Below are 15,476 nucleotides of genomic sequence, written 5' to 3' on the forward strand. Positions count from 1 at the left end.
GCGCGATTCTCCGATGTGAACGGAAACACGGCACGCCGATCCTGCACCGGGAGAGGGGTACTCCGACCCCAACGGATCAAGGCACACTTCATCGCCGCAGCGGCGGGCAGGTCCGAGGAGGTGGGATGAGCCGGGCGCCCGGCAGGGCGCTGGCCGAGGGCGCGGCCGGCGCCCGCCGCGCCGCGCTGCTCAGCGCGCTGGACCGAGCCTCAGGGCTACGCGTCGTGCTCGGGGACGAGCCAGAGCACCGCGAGGGGCGGGAGCGTCAGGACGATGGACTGCGGGAACCCGTGACAGGGGACGTCCTCGACCTCGACACGGCCCATGTTGCCCACGCCGCTGCCGCCGTACTCGGTCGCGTCGGTGTTGAGCACCTCGAGGTAGGCGCCGCGGCGCGGGACGCCGATGCGGTAGTGGTGGCGCGGGACCGGCGTGAAGTTGCCGATGAACACCACGTGCACGCCCGAGGGCGACATCTGATCTCCCGCGCCGTCCCCGTAGCGGATGAACGAGATCACGGTCTGCATGGTGTCGGTGCAGTCGATCCACCGGAAGCCGTGGTGCTCGTCGTCGAGCTCGTACATCGCCGGGTACTTCTTGTAGAGCGCGTTGATGTCCGTGAGCAGCTTCTTCAGCCCGGCGTGCTGCGGGACGTTGAGCAGGCCCCAGTCGAGCTCCGTCTTCTCGCTCCACTCGGCGAACTGGCCGAGCTCGCCGCCCATGAAGAGCAGCTTCTTGCCCGGGTGCGCCCACATGTAGCCGTAGAGCACGCGCAGGTTCGCGAGCATCTGCCAGTAATCCCCCGGCATCTTCGAGAGCAGCGCCTTCTTGAGGTGGACGACCTCGTCGTGGCTCAGCGGCAGGAGGAACTTCTCGGAGAAGGCGTAGATGAGCCCGAACGTGAGCTGGTGATAGTGGAACGCGCGGTGGATGGGCTCGTGCTTGAAGAAGTCGAGCGTGTCGTGCATCCACCCCATGTTCCACTTGAAGTCGAACCCGAGCCCGCCGACGTACGTCGCGTGCGTCACCGACGGCCAGGCGGTGGACTCCTCGGCGCACAGGATCGCGCCCGGGCAGCGCTCGTGCACCCGGTTCGACAGCTCGCGGATGAATTCGATGGCCTCGATGTTCTCGCGGCCGCCGTACCGGTTCGGCACCCAGTCCCCGCCCTGCGCGGCGTAGTCGAGGTAGAGCATCGAGGCGACAGCGTCGACGCGCAGGCCGTCGATGTGGAACTCGTCGAGCCAGTAGAGGGCGTTGGCGACAAGGAAGTTCCGCACCTCGTGCCGGCCGTAGTTGAAGATGTAGGTGTTCCACTCGCGGTGCTCGCCGAGCCGCGGGTCGAGGTGCTCGTAGAGCGCCGTGCCGTCGAACCGGCCGAGCGCCCACGCGTCCTTCGGGAAGTGCGCCGGGGTCCAGTCGAGGATCACGCCGATGCCCTTCTGGTGACACCGGTCGACGAAGTAGCGGAAGTCGTCGGGGTCGCCGTAGCGGCTGGTCGGGGCGTAGTAGCCCGCCACCTGGTAGCCCCACGAGCCGTCGAAGGGGTGCTCCATGACCGGCATCAGCTCGATGTGCGTGAAGCCGAGCTCGGCCACGTACTCGACGAGGTGGTCGGCGAGCTCGCGGTAGGTCATCCAGCGCATCCCGTGCTCGTACGGGGGGCCGTCGCCCGGCACGCGCCGCCAGGAGCCGGGGTGGACCTCGTAGATCGTGATAGGCTTCTTGCGCGAGTCGAGCTGGCCGCGCTCCCGCATCCACGCGCCGTCCTGGAACGTGTAGCGGCTCGTCGTGACCCGCGAGGCGGTGGCCGGCCTGAGCTCCATGGCCTGCCCGAGCGGGTCGCTCTTCACCGTGACGTGCCCCGCCGGGGTCTTGATCTCGTACTTGTAGAGCGCGCCGTCGCCGAGGCCGGGGACGAAGATCTCCCAGAAGCCCTCGCCCATCCGGCGCATGGCGTGGCGCCGGCCGTCCCAGCAGTTGAAGTCGCCGATGACGCTGACGCGCCGCGCGTTCGGGGCCCAGACAGCGAACGCCGTCCCGGCGACGCCGTCGACCTCGCGCACGTGCGCGCCGAGGACGCGGTAGAGCTCCCAGTGCCTCCCCTCCGCGAGGAGGTGAAGATCGATGTCGCCGAGCGTGGGCCGCATGGCGTACGGGTCGAGCTCCACCGAGGCGTTCCCGTCGGGATAGCGCAGGTCGAGCTGGTACAGGAAGCGGCCCTCCTTCGGGTAGGACACGCCGGGAAAGCGCGCCTCGAACAGGCCCGCGGGGTGCACGCGCTTCATCGGCCGCTTCGGCAGCGACGGATCGGCCGGGAGCACCGTGATCTCGGTGGCGTCCGGACGAAAGACGCGGACCACCAGGTCGTCTTCCTCTTCGTGCGGGCCGAGCACGTGGTGGGGATCCGGGTGCTCTACGGCCGCGATGAGATCGACTTCTCGTTGTTCCAACATGTCGGGGTCTGCCTATACCGGCTCCTCTCGCCGACGTCATGTCGAGAGTCCGCCCGAGACGCCGACCAGGCTCGCCCCGACGCACCGGGATCGCCCCGGCCCGCGGCTTCCCCCTGGCGCGGCCGCCCTGTGCTCACCATTTGTCCGCAGTGCAACATCGGACGTCGGGGGCCGATCGCGCGCGAAGCGGCCGAGAAACGGGGCGAATGCTCATTTGCTGTACCTTCGCAAGAGGGGTAGGGTCCCGGCGCCGAGCAGCGAGCCGCGGGGGCCGTCCGGCAAGTACGCGGGGCTCGAAAGGCGGAGGGATCGAACATGGGTCAGGTGGTGAGCGAACGCGCGATCGGGGGCAACGGCAGCGGTCCGGGGGCGAACGGCCACGGGGGCGAGACGATCCGCAGCTACGCGCCGGCGACCGGGGAGCTCCTCGGCGAGGTCCCGAACACGACCGCCGAGGACGTGCGGGCCGCGGTCGCCCGGGCGCGGCGCGCGCAGGAGGCCTGGGGCGCGCTGCCCGTCGAGGAGCGCTGCCAGCGCGTCCTCCGCTTCCGCGACGCCATCGTCGATCGCGCCGACGAGATCGTCGACCTGCTCTCGCGCGAGTGCGGCAAGCCGCGCCACGAGGCGCTGATCCACGAGGTGCTGGTCGCGGCGGACGCGGCGACGTACTTCGCGGACATCGCGCCGAAGGCGCTCGAGCCGCGCGAGATCAAGCTCCACCTCTTCAAGCACCGGCGCAGCTGGGTCCACTACGCCCCGCGCGGCGTTGTCGGCGTGATCTCGCCGTGGAACTTCCCGTTCCAGCTCGCGCTGCGCGACGTGATCGCGGCGATCGTGGCCGGCAACGCCGCCGTGCTCAAGCCGAGCGAGGTGACGCCGCTCATCGCCCTCAAGCAGAAGGAGATCTGGGACGGCGCGGGCATGCCGGAGGATCTCTTCCAGGTCGTCACCGGCTACGGGCCGACCGGCGCGGCGCTGATCGACAGCGGGATCCAGATGCTCGTGTTCACGGGCAGCGTCAGCACGGGCAAGCGGGTCGCCGCGGCCTGCGGGGAGCGCCTCATCCCGTGCGTGATGGAGCTCGGCGGCAAGGCGCCGCTCATCGCCTGCGCGGACGCCGACGTCGAGCGCACGGCGCAGGCGATCGTGTTCGGCGGGTTCGCGAACGCGGGGCAGGTCTGCCTCTCGGTGGAGCGGGTCTACGCGCACCGCGAGATCCACGACAAGCTGCTCGAGCGCACGGTCGAGATCACGCGCGGGCTGAACCAGGGCGACCCGGGCAAGGAGTTCGTCGACGTGGGGGCGATCATCTTCGCGCCGCAGATCGAGGTGGCCGAGCGGCACATCAAGGACGCTGTCGAGAAGGGCGCCAGCGTGAAGGTGGGCGGCAAGCGCGCGCAGGGGCAGGGCCAGTTCTTCGAGCCGACGATCCTCGCGGGCTGCGACCACGCGATGACGGTGATGAAGGAGGAGATCTTCGGGCCGGTCGTGCCGTTCATGCAGGTCGCCACCGAGGAGGAGGCGATCCGCCTGGCGAACGAGTCGCACCTCGGCCTCAACGCGTACGTCTTCTCGCAGGACACCGACCACGCGCGCCGGCTCGCCGAGCGCCTGCAGGTGGGCAGCGTGCTGGTGAACGACGTGCTCATGAACGGCGCCCTCCCCGACGCGCCGTTCGGCGGCGTGAAGCAGAGCGGCTTCGGCCGGGTGATGGGCGAGGACGGCCTCCGGCAGATGTGCGACGTCAAGCACATCAACGCGGACCGCGTCGCGCTGGGGTCGAAGGATCCGACCTGGTTCCCGTACACCGAGGCGTCGTACGGCTGGTTCAAGCGGGGCCTGCGCGCGCTCTACTCGAGCGGGAGCTGGCTGCGGCGCATCGGCGAGCTGTTCTAGGGCGGGAACGCGGGCCGGCCGGGTGCCAGGGACGGCCGCCGGGTGGGGGACGGCGGCCCTGGCCTTCCGTGCCGGACGCGGCCCCCCTTGCCCCCTTCCGATCCACGCTGCACCTATGCGACCCCACCCTGACGGCTCGCCGAGCGACCCCATCCTTGCGGCCATCGACCGCGCGCCGCGTGTGCAGAGGCTCGCGCCGGAGCAGCGCGCCGAGCTCGAGCAAGACCTCGCCGACATCGCGGCGGGCCGAGCGCGCCTCGTCGCCCACGAGGATCTGCCGCTGGTCCTGGAGGAGCTGGCCCGCGAGCAGGACGGGCAAGCGAGCCGCGAGGCGCCGGGATCCAGCGCCCCGCGTGCGTGAAGACGAGTCGGTTCAGACCGGCGCAGGCTCGACCGGCGCGGGCTCGGCCGGCGCGGGCTCGGCCGGCGCGGGCTCGGTCGGCGCGGGCTCGGTCTCGGCGGCGGCGCGGCCCCGGCGCTTCGGGCGGAGCCTCCGCAGGGCGTTGCGGAACGAGGCGGCGCTGAAGCGGCGCTTCGCCTCGGGCATGTCCCAGCAGGCGTTGACGCCGGCGGCGCGCGCCTCGTACCCGAGCAGCGTGGCGTAGGTCACGATGGAGTTGCGGAGCGCCATCGCCTCCTCGCGGTTGCGCAGGCCGAGGATGCCGAGCAGGTCGCGGCCGCTCACCTCGTCGAGCAGGACGCTGCCTTCGCGCAGGAAGTCCTCGGTGAGGCCGACCGGCGTCAAGCGCGCCTGGTGCTGCCGGGCGAGGCGGAGGAGCATGCCGAGATCGCTGACCTCCTCGTCGAGGGTGCCGCTCGTGTTCACGTCGGCGAGCTGCTCCGCGACGTCCGGCTCGAAGACGAACGCCTGGTCGGCGAACGCCTTGAGCCGCGCGCGCCACGGTCGGCTCGCCTTGAGCACCTGCTCGATCGATCGCACCTGGTAGGCGCCGGTGCGCTTGCCCTCGCCGAACCAGAGGTTCGCCGTGTCGAGGAGCTGGATGGCGCCGCGGAGCAGCGCGCGGCGCTCGGGGCCGTACGCTTTGCTCGCGAGCGGCGCCTCGTACTGGACGACCGACAGGTAGAGGTCCCGGAGCTCCGTGAGGGTGGTCGAGATGGGCTGGCTCGGCTCCATGACCTCGCGGACGATGCGGTCCATCTCGGGGCGCGCCTGCTCAAGGAGGGCCTGAAACTCCGAGGGGGTCCCGACCGCGCGGGTCTCCTTGAGGACGGCGTGCTGCTCTTGTGAGAGTTCGATTCCCATAACCTACCTCCTGGTGGGGTGGTGGCCAGTGTGGACGTCGTGGCCAGCAGGCGGTCGTAGCACGACAGCAGAGCTCGGCCCGGCCGCAGCAGGCCCTGGACCTCTGAGAGCATGGTTGCGTCACCGGGGAGCTGCACCAGCGCTTCCAGGGACGCGACCCGGCGGAGCTGGGGAGCCGGATCAGCGGGTCGGGGAGCGCGGCCAGCGCGGCGGGGTAGCTGCACCAGCAGCGCGAAGGAGCCATGCCAGCACGGCGGGGCAGCTGCACCAGCAGCGCGAAGGAGCGGTACCAGCAGCGCGGGAAGCGCCGCCAGCAGCTCGGGGGAGCTGCACCAGCGGGTGCTGACAACGGCTCCGGACGTGCTGGCGAGCGTCCACGACCTGCCGGCGAGGGGCGGGTGCGCCGGCCGGAGGTCCGGTCCGGAGCCGGAGGAGGTGCGAAGGCGGCGCCATCACGGCCTCAGCGGCCTGAGCTGGCCCTGGTCGACGCGCTCCGGCGGTGAGCGATGGTCGGGGCATCGAGGCTCCGCGCGCTCCTCGAAACCAGGCGTCGCGCGCTCGACACACAACGCGGAGGTCCTGTAGCCTCTTCCGTACGAAAGGGGCAGTCCATGAGGGAGGCGCTCGCATTACATGTCAATCGCGTCCGTGAGTTGGCAGAACACGTCAAGGGCAACGAACAGGCCACGAAGCAAAGCTTGATCGGGCCGTTATTCACTCTGCTTGGTTACGATCTGACCGACCCTCGCCAGTGCCTTCCCGAGTATCGGGTCGACTTCGGTAAGGACCGCTCAGTCAAGCCGATTGACTGGGCATTCCTGCAGAACGGACGCCCCATCTTCTTCGTGGAAGCCAAAGAAGCGGGAAGGAAGCTCGCCGGCTTCGACGAGCAGCTGGCGGATTATTTCGCGAAGGCCCCTGAGGCGAAGCTCGGAATCCTGACGAACGGCATCCAGTGGCGCTTCTTCACCGACATTGTGAACGAAAATGTGATGGACAGGGAGCCGTTCGTGCAGTGGGACGTTCTGGCCGACGACCAGCCGCCGATCGACTTCCTCACAGTGCTCCAGAAATCCGAGTACAACGCTGGCCTCCTCCGGGCGTTCGCCCAGCGGACCCGCCAGCAGAACCTTCTTGTTCAAGAGCTGGCCAGGCTCCTCGAGCCGGCGCCGGAGTTCACGAAGCTCGCCATCGCAAGGATCGAGACGAGGAACCTGACCGCTGCGGTGGTCGAGAGCTGGAAGCCGATCGTGGCCAATGCCATCAGTGAATGGGCCAAGCAGCGCGCGCTGGCATCGGTTCTGGAGGCCCAGGCTCGCATCAGCGCTCCTCCCGAGGAGCCGCAGGCCCCCAAGGTGGAAACGACGCAGGAAGAGCTCAATGCCTTCGCAAAGGCTCAGCGCCTGCTTGGGCCCGAACGGCCGATCGCGTACGAAGATACCGTATCCTATCTGAAGATACATCTTCAGGAGAGGCGGACGGCGGTGTTCTGCAGGCTGCTGGCCGGCCGCAAGAAGCCGTGCATCTGGGTACCTCTGCCGAACGAAAGGGTGGTCCCCCTTGCGGCGTCACTTCCGGTCACCATCCCCCAGCTCGGCTGGTCGTGCGTGACGATGGAGTCGATCGATGACCTCGACAAGCTGGGCGAGTTGCTGCGCACCTCTCACGAGCACGTGAGATCGGCGCTGAGAGGCAAAGCTGCCGAGCCCAGCGACGGCGGCGGGACAGCCGTCTAGGCCCGCACCCGCGCGCCTTCGGCGTCGGCCCCCGGCGGCTTCAGGCCGCGCCCTCCTGGCCGATCGCCGCTGCAAGGCGCGAGCGCTGCGCCCGGCCGTGCTGCTACAGTCGCGGCGTGGCACGCTGGCTCAACGCGCTGCTCGCGCTGGCGGAAGAGCTGCTTCGCGAGGGCCGCCACGTGGCGGTGGTAGTTTCGTCAGAGATCGGCGCCCCGCTCTCCCGGGATCTCGAGGCCGCCGATCCAGCCATCCTGAACGCGTGGCGGGGCGCGGCGGAGCGGCGGCTACCGCGGGATCTGTGGCCGCCCCCTTGGCGCACCGGACCGAGCCAGTACGACCGACGCCGTTGTCAGCACCCGCTGGTGCAGTTGCCCGAAGCTGCCGGCCCGCTCGCCACGTTGCTGGTGTCATTCGGTCGACCTGCTGGTGCACCTACCCCGCCACGTTTCCTGTGATGAGTGCGGCGATCTTCTCCCCGGTGGTGCTGTGTTCGAGCATCGTCTTGAGGAGCTCTTCGAAGGAGGCGCGATCGTTGGCCGAGTCGAAGCGATTCTCCCAGCGGAGCCTCACGGGGTATCCGAGCTCCCCGAAGGTGACCTCGGCCAGGGAGGCGAAAGGGCCCGTGTCGAGCCGCGCCGTCAGCGCGGTGATCTCTTCGTGCGGCACGGATATTCCCACGAGGCGCTCGTGGATAGACGACCCCCGCACCGGACGGTGGACGGTCTGAAATTGAAGCGAGATGGACGCCCCCGTGATCGTCGCCACCTCCGCCGACGCGGCAGCGAGCACTTCTTCCATCTCCGCTCGTGCCGCCGCCGCACGCTTGTGAGCGTCGAGCCCCTTCTTCAGTGCTTCTCCAAAGCTGGCCATGGGTCCCTCTCTCAATCGGTTGTCGGTGGCGCGAGCCATCGAAGGTGGCCCACGATCGGTAGGTGGTCGAACGGATCGCGGGGACGCGCCCCGGCCCGGTCGAATACGGCGCTGTCGTCATGAATTCCGAGAGCCGCCTCGTCGAGCGACCACCCGTGGCCTCGAAGTAGCGACGGCGAGACGAGCACCTGATCGAACGTCCGCCAGGATGTCTGTCCGACAGTGCCTGTCGAGTAGAACGAGCCGGCGAGCGTCGGTGGCTGCAGCTCACCATCCCAGGCATGGCGTTCGCCGAGCCAGCGCCACGCAGCATTGTAAAAGAGAAGATCCGATGGCGAGCGGGGCCGGTGCCGCTGGACTGCGGCCCGCGATCGCGCCGTAGGAAGGCTCGCGTCGAATTGCTTCTCGAACGGCTCGGCGTTGAAGTCGCCCAGGATGAGGACGGGGACGTCCTCACCGACGGCTTTCGTGCTGGCGATGATCGCATCGCGCAGTGCCTCGGCGGAGCGCGATCTCCTCGCGTCCCCGTCCGCGGCGTCTCCCATGTTCGACCGCCAATGCGCCGCCGCGACGACAAGCCATCCGCCGCTGTCATGCATACCGAACGTCGCGACGAGCCCCGCTCGAACCGCACGGCCGGCGTGGTACGTCCGCACCCAGACATGGTCCATGAGCGTCAGCGCCCTTCGGTCGTAGGCGAGCGCGATGTCGAAATCGTGGCGTTCGCCGGACGTGTCCTCCACGGCGTTCCAACTCGTACGGAGGCCATCAGGGAGCCATCCGAGGACGTCTTCACGTCGGACCTCAGTCAAGGCGACCAAGAGGCAGCCGTGCTGTTCGACCAGCGTGCGCAAGACGTCGACGACGGCCGTCCGGTGCTCCTCTGTCGCGCGCGATAGGATGCTCGGGGGCGAAACTTTCGTGTTCCACCACGCGAATGGGATCCGCTCCAGGGCGACGGACATGCGCGATGGATACCGAGGGCGTTCCCCGAGTCAAGCGCCCTGGCGCCGCGACGACGAGAACGGACAGGCGCGGCTCGCAGGGACCGACCCGGGGAGCTGCCGCGTCTCCGTGCCGCCCCTTCGGGCGAGCGCGTGGAGCAGGATGACACGATCGGGCGGGTTTCCGCTGCGTCACTTGCCAGGAGGGAGCCGGATCAGCGCAGCCTCGACGACCCCGCACTCGCGGCGGCGGCCCGGTGAGTCTGGGCTGCGGTGATGCACCGGCCGCCCGCTCGCCAGGGCCCGCTGCGAACGGGTGGGGTCATCACCCGGGCGGGGGGTGACCGCCTGATCAGGCGCGCCCGCGGACCCGGTCCCAGAGCACCTTGGCGCCGCCCGCGGCAGCCATCAGGCCGACGACGACGAGCTTCTTGCTGGCGAGCAGCAGGGCGAGCAGCCCCTTGAACAGCCCCGCCTTGGCCGCCACCTTGCCCGCGACCAGGGCGCCGATGCCGTACGCGGCCACCTGGTCGATGTTCTCGTCGAAGTCCTCGTAACGGTTGCCGGGCTTGAACTCGACGAACTTCAGCACGCTCTGCATCTCGCTCCGCACGGTCGCGAGCTGGTTCATGCCCGAGACGGCGTTCAGCTCGAGCACGCCTTTGCGCCCGAGCACGCGGATCGAGTAGTTGAGCGTGCGGTCCTTGTTGCCGTCGAACTCGAGCGTCTTCGCCCAGTAGAGCTTCTTCGACGCGGGATCGTAGTGCGGCGGCTCGGCCCAGCCGATCAGGCGCACGGCGGGGAAGCCCGCCTTCTGGCGCTCCTGGTTGTTCTCGCTGGTATCCTTCTGCATTTCGGCCAGGAGCTCGCCGAAATCGATGTCCTTCGCGTCGTCGTCGTCGACGTGGCCCTCCTCCACGTAGCTGATCACGACACCCCACGAGTCGTCCGCGATCGGGCTCACGCCGGCCGGGAACAGCATGCCGAGCGCCTCGGACCCCGGGGGATTGCCCCAGGCCTGGAGCACCTTCATGGCGCCTTCCGGGCCCGTGAAGCGGAACGCCTCCGGGACGTCGAGCTCGGCAAGGTTGTCACCGACCGTGACCTTCCCGCTCCGGAGGTTCAGCTCGGCATCGAACTTCTGCATCGCCGCGGCGATCTCCTCCGCCGTCGGCTCCCTCTCTGCGTCGCCGGACGGCTCCGCCGCAGCCGGCTGCGCGGCCCCCGCGGGCGCGGCGCCAGCCGCTCGGGCTGCGGGCGCCGCGGACGCGGCCGGGCTCGGGTCCCCGGCCGCGGCGAGCGCGCTGGCGCCGAGCACCAGGGCCACCGAAGCGATCGATGCGAGTCGACGATGTGACATAGTCCCCTCCTGGCGGAACACCCTGCCGCCTTAAAAAATCCGGAGCATTGGAACAGACTGTCACTCGGCAAACAAGCGCAGCGCAGGGTTCCCGCAGGCTGTGGAGATGGCCGGCCGCGGATCTCCGCGCGACCGCCTGGACCGCTCCCAAAGACGACGTGAGCGCCGGCGGGGGGCTGTGCGCGGCGGCGCGCGGGCGGGCGCGGCGAGCACCGACCGAGGTGCCATGATGTCTCAGGGGGCTTCACGTCTCAGGCGCGCCTTGTGTGGCGCGCGACGAGACGTCTCAGGTGGCATGGCCCGAAGGGAGACATGCCGGGTGGTGTTGCATGCGCAAGCTCCCCGGCCCCCGTCTTGGCGGATGGCCGAGCGCCCGCCCGCGCACCGCCGCGCACAGCCCCCCGCCGACGCGGGCGGCCCGGCACAGCCGCCCTCGCCGGCGCAGGCAGCCCGGCGTCGCGCCCCTACGCCGCGGCCGCCGGCTCGGCCGCGGGCACGCCCGCGCCGCTCGCGCCCGCCGCCTCGAGGGGCGCGTCCTCCAGCGCGGCCGCGATGACCTGGCTCATGTCCTCGACGAAGATGAGCTCCAGCTCCGCCCGCACCTCCTTCGGGATCTCCTCGGCGTCGCGCGCGTTCTTCTGCGGCAGGACGATCCGCGTGATGCCGGCGCGGTGCGCCGCGAGCACCTTGGACTTGATGCCGCCCACCGGGAGCACCCGGCCGCGCAGCGTGCACTCGCCCGTCATCGCCGTGTCGGAGCGCACCCGCCGTCCGGAGAGGAGCGACGTGAGCGCCGTGAACATCGTCACGCCCGCGGAAGGGCCGTCCTTGGGCACGCCGCCCGCGGGGACGTGGATGTGCAGGTCCTCGGTCTCGAGCTTCGCCGTGTCGACGCCGAGCTCACCGGCGTGGCTGCGCACGTAGGAGAGCGCCGCCCTCGCCGACTCCTTCATCACGTCGCCGAGCTGACCCGTGATCTCGACCCTCCCCTTCCCCGGCATCCGCGAGGTCTCGATGAACAGGATGTCCCCGCCCACCGGCGTCCAGGCCAGCCCCGTCGCGACGCCAGGCACGCTCGTGCGCTCGGCGACGTCGCTGAAGAACCGGACCTTGCCGAGGTACTTGCCGAGATCGTGCGCCTCGACGACCAGGCGCGGGGCCTTGCCGTCCGCGGCGCGCGCGACCTCGAGCGCGACCGCCCGGCACAGCTTCTTGATCTCGCGGCCGAGCTGCCTCACCCCGGCCTCGCGCGTGTAGTCGCGCACGATCGCGGCGAGCGCGTCGTCCGTGATCGTGAGCAGCGCCGGATCGATCGCGTGCTCCTCGATCTGCTTCGGGACGAGGTGCGACCGCGCGATCGCGATCTTCTCGTCCGGCGTGTAGCCGGACAGCTCGATGACCTCGAGCCGGTCCCGGAGCGGCGCGGAGAGCGCGCCGAGATCGTTCACCGTGCAGAGGAAGACGACCTCGGACAGATCGAACGGGAGCTCCATGTAGTGGTCGACGAACGTCCGGTTCTGCTCGGGATCGAGCACCTCCAGGAGCGCCGCCTCGGGCGAGCCGCGCCACCCGGCGCCGAGCTTGTCGACCTCGTCGAGGAGCACGACCGGGTTCTTCACCTTCGCCTTCTTCAGCGCGTGCACGATGCGCCCGGGCAGCGCGCCGACGTACGTCCTCCGGTGGCCGCGCAGCTCCGCCTCGTCGTGCACGCCGCCGAGCGAGATGCGCACGAACGGGCGGCCGGTGGCGTCGGCGATCGACTGGCCGAGCGACGTCTTGCCCACGCCGGGCGGGCCCGCGAAGCAGAGGATCGTCGCGCGGGGCTGGCCTGTCAGCTTGAGCACCGCCATGTGCTCCAGGATGCGGCGCTTCACGTCGTCGAGGCCGCGGTGGTCCTCGTCGAGCTTCGCCTGGACGGCGTCGAGGTCGTCCTTCACCGCCGCCCGCGCGCTCCACGGGAGATCGGCGATCCACTCGAGGTAGGTGCGGATCACGTTGTGCTCCGCGCTCTGCGGGCCGACCGCTTCGAGCCGGCGGAGCTCCCGATCGGCGACCGCGCGCGCCTCCTCGGGGAGGCCGGCCTCGTCGAGGCGCCGGCGGAGGATCGACAGCTCGTCCTCGCCCTGCTCGCCGCCCGCGAGCTCCTTCTGGATGGCGCGGAGCTGCTCGCGGAGGATCGCCTCGCGCTGCCCCTTGCCGAGCTCGCGCCGCACGTCGCCGTCGATCTTCTTCTTCAGGTCGGCGAGGGCGGCCGCCTCGGAGAGCAGGGCGGCGACCTTCTGGAGCCGCTGGGCGACGCGGAGCTCGGCGAGCACCTCCATCTCCTTGTCGGTCGGGAGGCCGAGCGCGCCGGCGATCTGATCGGCGAGCAGGCCCGGCTCGGCGCGGCTCGTGGCGGCGATCTCGGCGAGGTTCGTCGCGAGCCTCGGGCCGATCTCGCGGGCGCGCTCGCGCACCGACGCGGCGAGCAGGCGCGCCTCCTCGGCGTCGCCGAGGAACTCGGGCGCGACGGCGCCCTCGGCCCGCCAGTACGGCTCGGTGTCGGTGTCGACGAGCGCGGTGAGCGCGAAGCGATCGAGCCCCTCGATCACCAGGCGGAAGCCGTTCGAGACGCGCGTGACGTCGACGACGCGGGCGAACGTGCCGATGTCGTGGAGGTCCTCGCGCCGGGGATCCTCGCGCTTCGGATCGCGCTGCGCGATGACGCCGATCACGTCGCCGGCGTGCACGCCGTTGAGCAGCGCCACCGAGCGGGCGCGGCCCACAGGGAGCGTGAGCACGGTGCCGGGGAAGAGCACGCCCGTGCGGAGCGGGAGCAGGGGAAATGGAGAGCGAGGCGCGCTGGCGCCGCTGCGAAGCTGGCTCATGCGGACTCCTGGGGCAGAGGTCGGCTCGCGCCATCCCTGCCGGAATCGATGGACGGTTTGGTGGATGAGGTGCGCCGCGCCTCCGCCGGTCAGGGCGGCGCGCGGCGCGCGGATGGGAGGCTCACGTAGACCGCCGCGAGCGACCGCTCGGGCGAGCTCCATGAATCGATGAACGAAAAGTAAATTCGTTCACGCGCCCGTCAACCCGCCACCGACGAGCACGGTGCCCGGGACCAGCGAGACGGCGCGCCGGGCGAGGCGCCCGGGTCAGAGCGCCTGCACGCCGAGCACCACGCCGGGCCAGGCGCGCTGGCTGAAGGAGTCGTCGATGTGGAGCGGGATGCTGCCGTAGGGGCTCAGGCCGGCGTCCTCGGGGGTCTTGCCGAACGCGACGTTGTAGCTGGGGCCGCCGAAGATCGCGAACCTGGGGAGGAGACGGAGGCCGAGGAGCGCGCGCGCCTGCGTCAGCACGGCCGTGGGCTTGAGCGCCGAGGGCTCGTGGAGCGAGTACCCGAGCACGTCCAGGTCGGCATACACGCGCTCGCCGAGGGAGATGCGGCCGCCGAGGCCGAGCGCATACGCGAGGAGCGGGCGATCGCCGAAGAGGCGCACGCCGATACCGTAGACGTTGTGGAAGTGATCGCTGCCGTGCTTGATGCCGGCCATGGCGAGGCCGGACTCGGTGCCCCAGGCGTCGATGTGGAGGCGGCCGTCGCGGATGATGTTGAAGAGCCCGAGCGAGAACGGCGACTCGTCGGCGTAGTTGACGAGGCCGATCTGCGCGCCGCGCACCTTGCCTGTGGACACGTTGAGGATCCCGATCTGGGCGCCCGTCGACTCGCCGGCGGCGACGTTGGCGAGGCTGATCTGGAGGTCGCTCGTCTTGCCCGCGGCGACGTTGGCGAGGCCGATCTGGAGGTCGGTCGACTCGCCCACGGCGACGTTGGCCAGGCCGACCTGCACGTCGGTCGACGGGCTCACGGCGAGGTTGGCGACGCCGACCTGCACGTCGGTCGACTCGCCAACGGCGGCGTTGGCCACGCCGAGCTGCGCGCCGTCCACGGCGCCGAGGGCGACGCTCAGCACGCCGCCCTGCACGCCCGTGACCGGACCGGTGGCGAGGTTGAACGGGCCGATCTGCGCGCCGCGCAGCGACGTGGCGAGGTTGAGCCCGGCGGTGATCTGCGCGCCGCGCGCGGGGCCGAGCACGATGTTGGCGGCGGAGGAGAGCTGCACGCCGCACAGGAAGGACGAGAGGATGTTGACGCCCGCGCCGAGCTCGACGCCCGTGACCCCCGCCGTGTAGCTGCCCACGAGGTTCAGCGAGTAGCGGCGGACGACGTGGGTGCCGGTGACCGTGGAGGAGCCGACCAGGGGGACGACGTCGCCGCCGAGGAGGACTGTCTCCGCGCCGGGGAGGGCGCAGGGAGGAGGCGCCGGCGCGGGGCGCGCCGGCCGAGACGGCGGCCTCGCGTTGCCCGCGGCAGGCGCTGCGGGGGGCGCCGGCGGCGCCGCGGCCGGCTCGTCGGACGGGCGCTTGCCCAGCGCGGCGGCGAGCTCGGCGGCCTCGTCGCGGACGAGGTTGCCCGCGAGCAGCGCGATCGCCTCGGCGGCGCGATCGGGATCCTCGGGGACGTCGATCGTGCGCCCGATGTGGCGGCCGTCGCCGGCGCTGTACGTCAGCGTGACGCGGCCGTCGGCCTCGCCGCGGAGGACCAGCGTGGGGCGCTCGGAGCTCGCCGCGTCGACCACCGTGACGGGGCCGCCGAGCTCGCGCCCGAGCGCCGCGCGCACCGCCTCGGGATCGAGCGTCCACCCGGCGCCGTCGACGACGAGATCGACGCCGGCGGCGCTCGGCGCGGCGGCGAGGGCGCCCGCGGGGAGCGCGGAGGTCGCGGCGAACACGCCCGCGGCCGCGAGCGCGCGCAGCAGGAGGACGCCCGCGCCGAGGACGGCGCCGCGCGTGGAGGCCTTCCGAAGGGCGCGCGGGAGGCCGCCCCGAGGTGCGAGGTGAGGAGCGGTGTCGGGTGTGTTCATCGACCGTGCAGTGCCCGCTCGAGGCGCGTTCGTTCACGCGCGCCGG

At 70.9% G+C, this 15,476-nt stretch carries 11 protein-coding genes; 4 read left to right on the forward strand and 7 right to left on the reverse strand.

The annotated features are described in order from the left end of the window. Positions 1-215 precede the first annotated feature (215 nt). A complete protein-coding gene (gene glgB, locus WMF42_RS23090) occupies positions 216-2,456 on the reverse strand; it encodes a 1,4-alpha-glucan branching protein GlgB (protein WP_437684723.1) in 2,241 nt (746 codons plus the stop codon). 315 nt (positions 2,457-2,771) lie between these two features. On the opposite strand from glgB, the gene WMF42_RS23095 reads away from it, so the two are divergent. Then, positions 2,772-4,352: an aldehyde dehydrogenase family protein gene (locus WMF42_RS23095; protein ID WP_061609175.1), complete on the forward strand. Its 1,581-nt coding sequence runs from the start codon at positions 2,772-2,774 to the stop codon at positions 4,350-4,352. Positions 4,353-4,467: 115 nt separating this feature from the next. After that, positions 4,468-4,713: a hypothetical protein gene (locus WMF42_RS23100; protein WP_437684726.1), complete on the forward strand. Its 246-nt coding sequence runs from the start codon at positions 4,468-4,470 to the stop codon at positions 4,711-4,713. A 12-nt stretch (positions 4,714-4,725) separates the two neighbouring features. On the opposite strand, the gene WMF42_RS23105 is transcribed toward WMF42_RS23100, so the two are convergent. Beyond that, positions 4,726-5,616 carry a hypothetical protein gene (locus WMF42_RS23105; protein WP_437684728.1) on the reverse strand — a complete coding sequence of 297 codons (891 nt, stop codon included), beginning with the start codon at positions 5,614-5,616 and terminating at the stop codon, positions 4,726-4,728. 611 nt (positions 5,617-6,227) lie between these two features. Between WMF42_RS23105 and WMF42_RS23110 the strand changes: the two genes are divergently transcribed. Beyond that, entirely contained in the window at positions 6,228-7,352 is a 1,125-nt protein-coding gene (locus WMF42_RS23110; protein ID WP_437684730.1) for a type I restriction endonuclease, read from the forward strand. A 116-nt stretch (positions 7,353-7,468) separates the two neighbouring features. Then, entirely contained in the window at positions 7,469-7,807 is a 339-nt protein-coding gene (locus tag WMF42_RS23115) for a hypothetical protein (RefSeq protein ID WP_437684731.1), read from the forward strand. On the opposite strand, the gene WMF42_RS23120 is transcribed toward WMF42_RS23115, so the two are convergent. From WMF42_RS23120 to WMF42_RS23140, 5 genes are all read right to left on the reverse strand, one after another. Then, entirely contained in the window at positions 7,785-8,222 is a 438-nt protein-coding gene (locus tag WMF42_RS23120) for a hypothetical protein (protein ID WP_437684733.1), read from the reverse strand. The two genes, WMF42_RS23115 and WMF42_RS23120, sit on opposite strands and share 23 nt — an antisense overlap. An 11-nt stretch (positions 8,223-8,233) precedes the next feature. Next, positions 8,234-9,187 carry an endonuclease/exonuclease/phosphatase family protein gene (locus WMF42_RS23125; protein ID WP_437684735.1) on the reverse strand — a complete coding sequence of 318 codons (954 nt, stop codon included), beginning with the start codon at positions 9,185-9,187 and terminating at the stop codon, positions 8,234-8,236. Positions 9,188-9,518: 331 nt separating this feature from the next. Further along, the gene (locus WMF42_RS23130) at positions 9,519-10,526 is read right to left on the reverse strand and encodes a DUF2167 domain-containing protein (protein WP_437684737.1); all 1,008 of its coding nucleotides are present in this window, start codon (positions 10,524-10,526) and stop codon (positions 9,519-9,521) included. A gap of 464 nt (positions 10,527-10,990) precedes the next feature. After that, entirely contained in the window at positions 10,991-13,393 is a 2,403-nt protein-coding gene (gene lon, locus WMF42_RS23135) for an endopeptidase La (RefSeq protein ID WP_437684739.1), read from the reverse strand. A gap of 267 nt (positions 13,394-13,660) precedes the next feature. Further along, positions 13,661-15,430 carry an LA_2272 family surface repeat-containing protein gene (locus WMF42_RS23140; protein WP_437684741.1) on the reverse strand — a complete coding sequence of 590 codons (1,770 nt, stop codon included), beginning with the start codon at positions 15,428-15,430 and terminating at the stop codon, positions 13,661-13,663. Positions 15,431-15,476: the final 46 nt, after the last annotated feature.

The sequence above is a fragment of the Sorangium sp. So ce176 genome (genome assembly GCF_051519835.1).
Lineage (GTDB): Bacteria > Myxococcota_A > Polyangia > Polyangiales > Polyangiaceae > Sorangium > Sorangium cellulosum_G.